Raw genomic sequence first — 10,366 nt, forward strand, 5'->3', positions numbered from 1 at the left:
AGGACGTTATGTTAACTATAATGTATAGGATATGCATTCAACCCTTTCGGATCTTCTTTAACTAAAGGGCCATATTGCTGAATAATTGCCTGTAGGAAGAACAAGAATTTGAACAGAATCATTAGAAGTAAAAAGGGGGAATAAAAGATATCCCCCTTTTTACTATGACTTATATCCGAATAAATCACTTTCAAAAGACACATAAGAAAAAAGCTTTAAAAGACGCAGTATAACAATAATGCAACCTTAAGTTGACAAAGTGCATTCGCTACGTGATAGAAAGAACAGCAATGCTTTTATACAATATAACTAACAAAATGAGAGGAGTTGAAATGAATGAAATTTGGTGAAAAACTTTCTAAACTTAGAAAAGAAAATGGATTTTCTCAAGAAACTTTAGCTGAACAATTAAACACCTCAAGACAAGCAATTAGCAAATGGGAAAATGGCCAAGGATTTCCTGAAACAGAAAAGCTCTTAATGATTGGGAATATCTTTGAGGTATCTATTGATTACTTATTGAAGGATTCTGCTGAGAACAATGAAGGAAATGAAGAAGGTTATTATGTAAGTAGAGAAATGGCAGAGGGTTTTTTGATAAGCACACAAAAAATTGCTAAGCATATTGGATTAGGTTTTGTTTTTTTTGCATTGGCGTTTGAACCATATTTAATTTTAGGGAAAAACTCAATGTTAGGAATACTCCTAATTATTGTCATTGCAACATTAGGAATTATTTCTTTTGCAACATTAGGATTTGATCAAGGACAATATACAATTCTCAAAAAAGAAGTTTTATTGTTTGATTCAAATTATTTTAAAGAGCTAACAGTAAGATATGAGGGCTTTAAAAGAAAATATTCAGGTATAGTGGTGATTGGAGTTTGTTTACTGGCGGTGGGATTCTTAGCTTTTGCTTTGGAGAAAAAATTAGAGATGGGGATCTTGGCTCCTTATTATCCGATTTTTGTGTTTTTAATAGCCGTTGGTCTATATATGTCAGTTCGTACTCTTACAATTCTTTCTGCATATCAATTATTGGTAAATAACGATGAACATACAAGTCGATTTAGTTTTAAATTAAAGCAGAAAGCAAAGAAGAAATTTGATGAGTTTTAAAGATAAGCTTTTCTTCAATATGATGAGGCCGTTTTCTTTTAAAAAAAGGAACGAGCGAACCAGAAGGATACTCTAAAAATGAAGGTAAAGATATACGAGGGGGATTAGAAATTGATTTGGACATATTTTATTATTTTTTTGTTGGCAGCAATTCCTTTTTTTGAAGTATCAATGATAGTACCAATTGCAATTATCGGCGGCATTCCAGCAGTTCCAGTTATTATTATTGCATTTTTAGGGAATTTATTAACTATAATTTTACTTATCTTGTTTATAGACTCGATTCGCAATTGGCGTAAAAAGAAAAAAAATAATGAAGAAATAAATGAATCCAAAAGTCACCAACGCGCTAAGAAAATTTGGGGGAAATATGGTTTACCAGGTTTAGCGTTTATTGGACCCTTTTTTATAGGTAGTCATTTAACAACATTATTAGCTGTCACATTTGGCGGTACACGTTTGAAAACTTTAGTATTAATGACAGCAAGTATTGCATTTTGGGCAATCTCACTTGGTAGCGCAGCGTATTTGGGCTTTGATTTTCTAGTGAAAGATGAAGATGATTTTGGTTTTATCACAAGACTTTTAAATCGATAAAAACAAACATTCTTCCAAAAACAGACGAGATTGTTCAATAAGCAGCACAAAAGGATCTTTAATTGAAGATCCTTTTTCAGTACCCATAACGAATTTTACGTCAACTAGCTCCCCTTGCGGGGGCTAGTTTTTTTCTTATCTTGGTTTTCTTAGCTTGATGGATATGTAGCTATACCCCAATTTGTATTATTTTTTATTTGATTTATCCTTAAAAAGCACGTTGTATGTTTCATCTTTATCACTCAATGTTGCGAAAACAGGAAAAATCCACAAGAATAATGGATCTAATCTTTCTCCTGAAAATTGCTGTAATGTATCAGCTGACAGATATTGAGTTTGAAGAGAATATGGACAATCTTTCCCTTCTCTTTTAAAAAACAATGACCATACCTGCAAAGCGTTCCATCTTCTTTTACAATTTGTGCAACGAGTCATAAAAATTTCCTCCTTCTATATTTATCGTTTAAAACTTATAGTCAGAGTGTTTCTTCTACGAACAAAAGTCTACTAATTTCTCTATATTCCCAATTATATCATCCATCAAAAATAGTCGTGATTGTAAGGTTTCCCTTTGCTTTTTGGCAAGAGTGCTGGCTCGTCGTGTGGGGGCGAAACCCCACGTATTACGTATCTATTTTTGAATAAGTACTATTCGAGGACGAATGATCTAGGCGGTTCGGCTCGTATACTTGCTTGTCCAAGTCGAGAACCATTGCTTTGCTTTTTGTCTGTCGGCTTGGCGAGAAAAGCACACGAGCCGAAAAAAGTTTTGCAAGGATGGAGCGAAGTGAAAAAGGTGGAGATTTTTTGAGTGGGTTTCTCAAAAAATACTACCTGTTCCTTGCGGAACTTTTAGCCCTATATATAAGAGTGAGAAGAGCAAAGTGAAGAAAGTCAGTAATAACAAGGGTTTATAGAAGATATGGTGTCAAAAAAAAGTGACACCAGTGTCAAAAAAAAGTGACACCTAAAAAAAGGTAAATAACAAAAAAAAAAAGAATGCAAGAAAATTTTTGCATTCTTTTAAAATAAATAAATAGGTAGTTTATGTTTTTTCTTTCCTTGATCTTCAACTTTAAAATTTCTTAATGAATCTCTAAAAATATGTTGAGTTGCTTTATCTATTCCATCTTTAGGAGAACAACACATAACATTTGGATTTACAAACCATGTACGACTAGTACAAACCCGTCCATCTTCAGTTGTAACACCTGATTGTGCAACTGCTAATATTCCCTTTTTTAATAAACCATTCATAACACTAGAAATACTTTGACGAGTCATTTTAAATTTTTCAGCTAGATATGTAGGTGATGCTGGATTATTTGTCTCACGTTCTACAAGAACATTGGTTTTAAACTCTACAGATGAAGTTAATTTGAATAGAAAAGCTTCTTCCTTACTACTTAAATAACCTATTTCAATCAAATAATCTATATTATCCATTATAATTTGCACAAATCTCACCCGATCTGTAGGCTTTTTCTTTTTAGCAATAAAATATTCTTCTCCACCAGTCGCCTTACTTAATAACTGTAAAAGCATTGATTTCTCTTCTTCTGAATAACCACCGGCTTGCAACTGGTTATAAATACTGTCAATCTTACTATCTCTTAATTTCGCCTTTTTTTCAGCTTGTCCAAAATCTACAACTTTTGTCATAAAATAATTCTCTCCCTTAGTGGAAGGAATCAACTTTTATATGTTAGAATGTATATAGAATATATATTGGTTGATTCCAACCTTATTATGAAAAACCGCCTTGCCGTCCAAAGCTTGGGCGGTTTTTCTCGTTTATACGTCTTTCTTTATAATAACATGAAATCTATTGTTAAATAAAACCACTCTTAAACTCTTCTAAAATGTTTTTAATCACTTAAGGTAATTCCATCCCTATTGATGAAAAAAAAGAGCGTATAAGGAAATACAAGGGGATTAGAACTACACTTGTAGCTAATCCATATTTGAAAGCATCTACCCAAAAATACATTAAGGTATCTTTTTTAAGGTTCAAAATCAATTGATTGCTCTTTTCTTCGACTTTTTGTAATCTTTTTTGTGCTTTTATGCTCATGTTGTGAATCTCGCGTCCCATGTCTTTCTTGATTTCTTCCATTTGTCCGTTTAGGTTGTTTTGAATGTTTTGGAGATGATAGACTGTTTGTTGGTTGTTTGCTGCCATCTCGCTCTTTCCACTTTCCAAAGTCTTCAGTAGAATTTCTTTGTTCACGTTCAAGAGCTGACTTTGCTTTTCTAAAATCAAAAGCATCTCCTTCTGTATTTCCTCGCTTGTCTTCTGCATTGCTATCAATTCTTTGCTCGTTGCCATTCTCATATTGGTATCTCTGTCCATCTGTACACTGATGTACCCTTTCAGTAGATCCATTAATTCCTGATTGTCCTCTAGATTCTTCTGCAACTCTTGTATAAGTTTCACTGACTCGTCGCTCTTCACTTGATTCAATTTGTCTGCTAAACTCATTTTCTATCGTACCCCTTTCATAGTCTAAGCCGAGTGTTTTCCCCCTTACAAACCGCCCTACATCAGGATGTTTAAAACTAAAATGTTGACCTCGTTCTTTCACTTCAACACCAAAGTTTTGTTGCAACAGATCCTTAAAATCTTCTACATTTGTTGTTTGATCTTTTACATGGTCAATTGCTTGACGTAATTCATCTTTCCAACTTACTTCACCACGTTTGGCAAGACCATATTCAGCTTGATGATAGCGTTGCTTTGCTGATGGCTCTTTTACAACAGACAAGTCATGCTGCTCACATAATTTATCTGATTGCTCACGTATAAAATAAAGGTTTTTCGCATTATCTACGTATTTTTTACCTGTCTCAACATTTACGGAATTGATGACAATGTGATTATGTATATGGTCTTTATCCGCATGCGTATAAACTGCTACCTCATGACCTTTTGCAATTTTCTTGGCTAACTCTTGCCCAATTTGATTCGCTAATTCTGGCGTTACTTCTCCTGGTTTAAAGGACTGTACAACATGATGAGCCTGTACACCGCCATTTTTGCCCCATATTTCCCTTGTAGCCGTCATTTGACTCCTAACATACTCCACATCACAATTCACACCACAGGAGACTTCTGAGCGCTTCTCAGCGTACTTCAATAATGCATTCGCATTTTTGGTACTACCTAGCTTAATTGTTGCCATGCCTTTTCCAATCCTTTTTTGATTTGTTCTATGTTGTAATTCAATCGTTCCAATTCTTGTTCACTTACTTGCTCTCGAGCATTGCACCACTTTGCCACTTGGTTCAAATTGGTACCAACTGCTCTCAATTCCCTCGCAATTTCAATTGCTCCTTTTCTATCAATCTTCGGTTGTCTTACTCTCACCCCATGTGCCTTGGCTTTTACAAAAGCCGGCACACTCATTCCAACGTTATCCGCCATAAGCGTCAACCGTTGAAACTCGTCCTCGCTCACCCGAAATTTAATTTGTTTCGGCTCTGATCTTGTCTCGCTCACAACGTAATTCCTCCTCAGCGGCTGCCCATCTATAGAGGTCATCCGCACGGTAAAATGGTATCCTTATATTTCCATTTTACCGTAATCGTCGTAATTAGGCAAGCTCCGTATTTGGTACCCAAATACACGCTTGGTCATGCTTAGCATGACACCCCCCAACCCCCTTAAAAGGGGGAGTTAAAACCTTGGACTTTGTCCAAACCTACAAGGGGAACTTTCCCCCTTGACCCCTTTATGAAACACCCCCAACCCCCTCAATTTTGAGGGGGCTCCCTCGCCGGTTGGCAGGGTCAAAAGGGTACCTTTTGACAACCACAAGAGGGTTGCATAGTGAGTCTGTCAACTCCTTAATGCTCCTTCATTTTGCTTCCGCTTCATTCTGTCCGCTTACCGTTGACAGACATGATACAACTACCTCTAATTATTTATAAGATAACTCTACAACAAAATAACCTCACACTTTATCCACCTTAGGATACTTTAGTATTTCTAGAAATAATATATAAGATTAATACAAAAATAAATAATGAAATACTAACTATCCCAGTTACTGTCTCGTTATTTACTGTGTAATTTACAATAGTAATAATAAACAAACAAAGAGTACCTATTAATGCTAACTTTTCTTTTATAAATTTAAACATTAATTCATCCCCTTTTCTAATAAATATAGCAAAAATAAATTGTAAAATAATGCAAAATTAGCAGATTAAATCTTTAAAAATCATATGATATTTCGTGACCTTACCCTCCATATGCAATATTACATATAAAAATATATTGATATAAATGTAAGCGCTTACTATAATAAAAGCATAAAGATAAATCACATCTTAGCAACAACAAAAGAGGAGGAAATAATATGGCAATCGCAATGGCAGTTTTAACATTCTTAGGTGGAATCATCCCATTAGTAGGAGAGCTTTTAAAAGCAGTAATGTAAGTTCATTATTCCGCAATTATTTATAAAAATTATCATACAAATGATCTGTATATCAAAGATGAATTGATTTGCAGATCATTTGTGTGAGCAAAGTCCCTTTAACATTATGAAGGGACTTTTTTAAATTTCTACATACTAGAGGTTCCGTTACATCAACATCAAGTTAAAGCACTTTTAAAACATTAAAAAGTGCTTTTTATTTATTAAGAAATGAATGTAAACTTTTGAATATTAGTTTACATTCATTTTGTTGATTTCATTGGGTTTATTTCACTTCATCTATTTTCTTCAAAAACACTAGCAAAAGTATACATTCAAAACATGATGAATAAAGATATTAGAACACCCGTGATCAAAAAAGAAAAAGCTAGATTCATGCTAGCTTTTTTACATAATTTCCGTTATCTGAAGTTTACTTAGGATACGCTACAGTCTCTTCCTTAAGAATGTTTCCATGATATCTCTCTTAAAACTTTCGTAATTGAACTGAAAAGCGACATTATGTGTTTTATAACCCGGATTTGTCACAAAACGAAAATCTGCAATACTTTGACCAAATCCTTCTCCTTGATCGGGAATTACTTTGATGGGTACTTTTGAAAGGAGAACTGCATCTGGGTTCAACAAATACCAGATTGTTACAAAATCATGCATAGGACTTCCCCTTATACCAGGGTTCGATTTAGAGTAGAAATTATAGTAGTAGTCTAACATGGGCTTGATGATAAGCCCTGCAAGGTCCTGTGTATTACGGTGAAACGCGTCGATTTGTTGAACCATTTCGGGTGTAACAATCGCGTGTTGGGTGACGTTTAACGGAATAATTGTCAAATTCTTTGCATGCTGCAGAATTAAGTTTGCTGCATAAGGGTCTGCATAAAAGTTAGCTTCAGCCACAGCAGTCACGTTTCCAGGATAAAAAAAAGCTCCGCCCATACAAATGTATTCATTCACGTTCCGCATTGTTTCTAAATTTAGGACAAATGCCGTCGCCAACGAAGAGAGCCTTCCCAAATTAATAATTATGAGGTCATCTAAATTAGAATCTATAATCCGATAAATATCATTGATAGGGTAAGTCGGATAAGAAATCTCAGGCGGGATGATAGGTCCTAATCCCACTTTCCCATGTACTTCAGGAAAATACTGGACCAATATGCCTGTTAAAGGTACAGAAGCACCCAAAAATACAGGTATCTCTTCCTTTCCCCCAATATACTTTAAATAGTTAATATTTCTTATAGCATTCTCTCTTGATACATTTCCATAATCAGCTACAATCCCTACAAGTTGGATATCTTTACGGAAAAAGGTATACAGAACAGCAAAGGCATCATCAATTCCTAAATCTGTAAACAGAAGAACTTTTTTTGGCATATATCTTCCCCCAAAAGCAATAGAATCATAATTTCATTGAGCCTGTACTATATATATTTCATGTGTTCCTGAATAGTACGTTCTGGTTATCAGTCACTGCATATATCCTATATGTTTTTACGCCTGAAAAATATTTTTGTTTTGTATATCCTCTACATGTGAAGTTAACATAACACCACTTATCGGTAGCAAACATATTAATGCCGTAATTACATAAAGAAAAAGAATCCCTTATGATTTCTGAGATTCTTTTTCTTGTTTAAAGTTTACTCACACAAATGATCTGCACATCAATTCATCTTTGATATACAGATCATTTGTATGATAATTTTTATAAATAAGTGCAGAGAATTCTATTACATGAATGCTTTTAGAAGTGTTGCTACTAATGGGATTACTCCACCTAAAAATGATAAAACTGCCATTGCGATTGCCATATTATTTCCTCCTCTTCTAATTTCTGAATATTAAGAATTCTATAAATTCATTATATTACAGATTTAAGAATATAACAATATCTTTTTTATTCTCTCTAAGATTTCGAAATATGCCCATATATTTTATAAATTCCTGCAAAGAAAAAACCAACTCGTATGAGTCGGTTTTAAATAGTTAGTTTACTTGAAGGGGTTTTGAAGCCGCTGGGATAGCTCTGTATAAGAACATAGCTAACTGTTCACGTGTTGCAACCCCCTCTGGATCAAATTGGTTATCGCCTACACCACTAGTTATACCATTACTATATAAAATTTTAATCTCTTCACTTGCCCAGTGACCTTGCGTATCAGTAAATTGATGATCAAATTTCTTAGTCAAACCAAAAGCAGTTCTAAACGCAACTGCAATTTCCGCTCTTGTTATATTACGCTTAGGATCAAATTTTTCATCCTTCAGATAGGGAAAAATGCCATTATTGTATACTGCTACAATTTCCTTTTTGAAATTTGAACCATCTATGTCATTGAAAGGTTTAGGATTCTTATAAGGACCGTCAGGAATCTTAATCATTCTGTATAAAAATACTGCTAATTCTTCACGTGTCACTTTATCTTTGACACCAAAATAACCATTACCATATCCTAGCATTATATTATGATCAGCCATGTACTGAATCTCTTTATACGCCCAATGCGATTGAGGTACATCTATAAAACTACTTGTTTGAACGTTTGCTGCTTTTATATTCTGATTTGAGTTATTACTTGTTGTTTCAGCAAAAGAATTCTGCGCAAAAAAAGTCGTACCAAATACCGCTACACATACACCCGAAATAATTAATTTTTTCATTTCTTTCTCTCCCAATCATTATAATAATTATTATCTATATATAATTATATATAAATATAATTATATATAAATATAATTATATAGCAATTTTTTTATGTTGGGATAAAACAAATATATTAATTAAAAAAAGAATCCCTTATTTATTTTGGGATTCTTTTTCTTTTTTAAACATTGCTCATACAAATGATCTACACATCAATTCACTTTTGATATACAGATCATTTGTATGATAATTTTTATAAATAATTGCGGAATAATAAACTTACATTACTGCTTTTAAAAGCTCTTGTACGAATGGAATAATTCCACCTATAAATTTTAAAACTGCCATTGCGATTTCCATGTTATCTCCTCCTTTATTCTTATATTAAGATTTCGTGAATCTCTGTACCTTTATTATAGTAAGCGCTTACAAAAATAGCAATACTTTTTTAAAATATAATATTTTATATAATAAAACCCAATGTTTTATGTAAATAAAAGTATACTTAAAAAACAACATTTTAATAGCAAGGGAATGCTTGTATGCTGATCTGTACTGCATTCCCTTATTGTATGTATGCTATATTTCTATTCTTCTTTTTCCGACATTAAAACCCTACAAAGAATATCAACCACATTTAATTTTTAAACAAACCGAAAAAACCTTTCCGTTTTTGTTTCTGATTTTGATTCTGTATATCTCTAATGTTTTCAAGCAATAATTGATCCCGTTTCTCTAATTTTTTCTCTATAAAAACTTCTAATTCACTATTTTTACTTTCTACTTCAGTTAATTTTCTCTCAGTATTAGCCAAATGCTCTTTTGTAGTAACTAATTCATTCGTAATCTCTTGTAATTTTTGAACCAGTACTTGATTGAACTGATTTTGTAATTGCTGATTTTCTAATACTTCATCCAATTTTTTTTCTAATTCCGATTTTTCTTCTTTTGAAACAAACGAATCAAGTTCTCCATTCTTCCATGCTCGAACTTGATCGTAAGACCATTTTTGTACATGTATTTTTTCTTTTATAGCTTTTAATTCTTCAATATTTTCCTTAGAGTACCTGCGATGTCCTCCCTGACTTCGCTCGGTTTGTATATTAAATTCGTTTGACCATACTTTTAATAAATCGGGAGTCACCCCTAAACGATCCGCAACAATTTTCGGTGTATACATTTCCGATTTTAGTTCCAATTTTAATTCCTCCCCCAAAAACGGAATACATTTTTTCACTCATAAACACGATTAAATCAACATTTTAATCAAAATCGGAATTCACTTGCAACTGATTTTACAACCGATTTTAAAAACGAATTAATTTCGAAATACATTTCGATTTTACCATTGAATACTCATTACTTCTCGATAACAGCATCAAAATCTTTTTTTAATTTATACAAGATTTTATGCAAGAAAAGAGAAAAAACGAAATAGCGGGGATCCCTAGAATCCTTGCTATACCAACCATGTATAAAATCATGCATAAACGAAGAAAAAAAGAACCAGGCAAACCCCTTGAGAGAGTAAGGCGCCGCCTGGTTCCTTGCTACCGATAAT

The 10,366-nt window shown here is 33.3% G+C and carries 10 protein-coding genes; 2 read left to right on the forward strand and 8 right to left on the reverse strand.

What is annotated here, in order from left to right:
* The first annotated feature begins 336 nt into the window (after positions 1-336).
* Both MHH45_RS27845 and MHH45_RS27850 read left to right on the forward strand, forming a co-directional pair.
* Positions 337-1,119 carry a helix-turn-helix domain-containing protein gene (locus MHH45_RS27845; protein WP_088094699.1) on the forward strand — a complete coding sequence of 261 codons (783 nt, stop codon included), beginning with the start codon at positions 337-339 and terminating at the stop codon, positions 1,117-1,119.
* Between the two features lie 111 nt (positions 1,120-1,230).
* On the forward strand, positions 1,231-1,716 hold the full coding sequence (locus tag MHH45_RS27850; protein WP_077295761.1) for a small multi-drug export protein: 486 nt from the start codon (positions 1,231-1,233) through the stop codon (positions 1,714-1,716).
* A 186-nt stretch (positions 1,717-1,902) separates the two neighbouring features.
* Here MHH45_RS27850 and MHH45_RS27855 read toward each other — a convergent pair whose 3' ends face one another.
* From MHH45_RS27855 to MHH45_RS27890, 8 genes are all read right to left on the reverse strand, one after another.
* On the reverse strand, positions 1,903-2,151 hold the full coding sequence (locus MHH45_RS27855) for a hypothetical protein (protein WP_088094700.1): 249 nt from the start codon (positions 2,149-2,151) through the stop codon (positions 1,903-1,905).
* Between the two features lie 588 nt (positions 2,152-2,739).
* Positions 2,740-3,378, reverse strand: coding sequence for a MarR family transcriptional regulator (locus MHH45_RS27860; RefSeq protein WP_088094701.1), 639 nt, complete (start codon positions 3,376-3,378; stop codon positions 2,740-2,742).
* A 341-nt stretch (positions 3,379-3,719) separates the two neighbouring features.
* On the reverse strand, positions 3,720-4,898 hold the full coding sequence (locus MHH45_RS27865) for a relaxase/mobilization nuclease domain-containing protein (RefSeq protein ID WP_088094702.1): 1,179 nt from the start codon (positions 4,896-4,898) through the stop codon (positions 3,720-3,722).
* A complete protein-coding gene (locus MHH45_RS27870; RefSeq protein ID WP_088094703.1) occupies positions 4,880-5,215 on the reverse strand; it encodes a plasmid mobilization protein in 336 nt (111 codons plus the stop codon). Before MHH45_RS27870 ends, MHH45_RS27865 begins: the two co-directional genes overlap by 19 nt.
* A gap of 1,369 nt (positions 5,216-6,584) precedes the next feature.
* The gene (locus tag MHH45_RS27875) at positions 6,585-7,535 is read right to left on the reverse strand and encodes a nucleoside hydrolase (protein ID WP_016113412.1); all 951 of its coding nucleotides are present in this window, start codon (positions 7,533-7,535) and stop codon (positions 6,585-6,587) included.
* 612 nt (positions 7,536-8,147) lie between these two features.
* Entirely contained in the window at positions 8,148-8,822 is a 675-nt protein-coding gene (locus tag MHH45_RS27880) for an S-layer homology domain-containing protein (protein WP_088094604.1), read from the reverse strand.
* Positions 8,823-9,442: 620 nt separating this feature from the next.
* Positions 9,443-10,003 carry a MerR family transcriptional regulator gene (locus tag MHH45_RS27885; protein WP_016132741.1) on the reverse strand — a complete coding sequence of 187 codons (561 nt, stop codon included), beginning with the start codon at positions 10,001-10,003 and terminating at the stop codon, positions 9,443-9,445.
* A gap of 161 nt (positions 10,004-10,164) precedes the next feature.
* Positions 10,165-10,366: hypothetical protein (locus tag MHH45_RS27890; RefSeq protein ID WP_340863776.1), on the reverse strand; the 202-nt coding region annotated here is incomplete at its 5' end.

The sequence above is a fragment of the Bacillus sp. FSL K6-0042 genome (genome assembly GCF_038006685.1).
Lineage (GTDB): Bacteria > Bacillota > Bacilli > Bacillales > Bacillaceae_G > Bacillus_A > Bacillus_A pseudomycoides.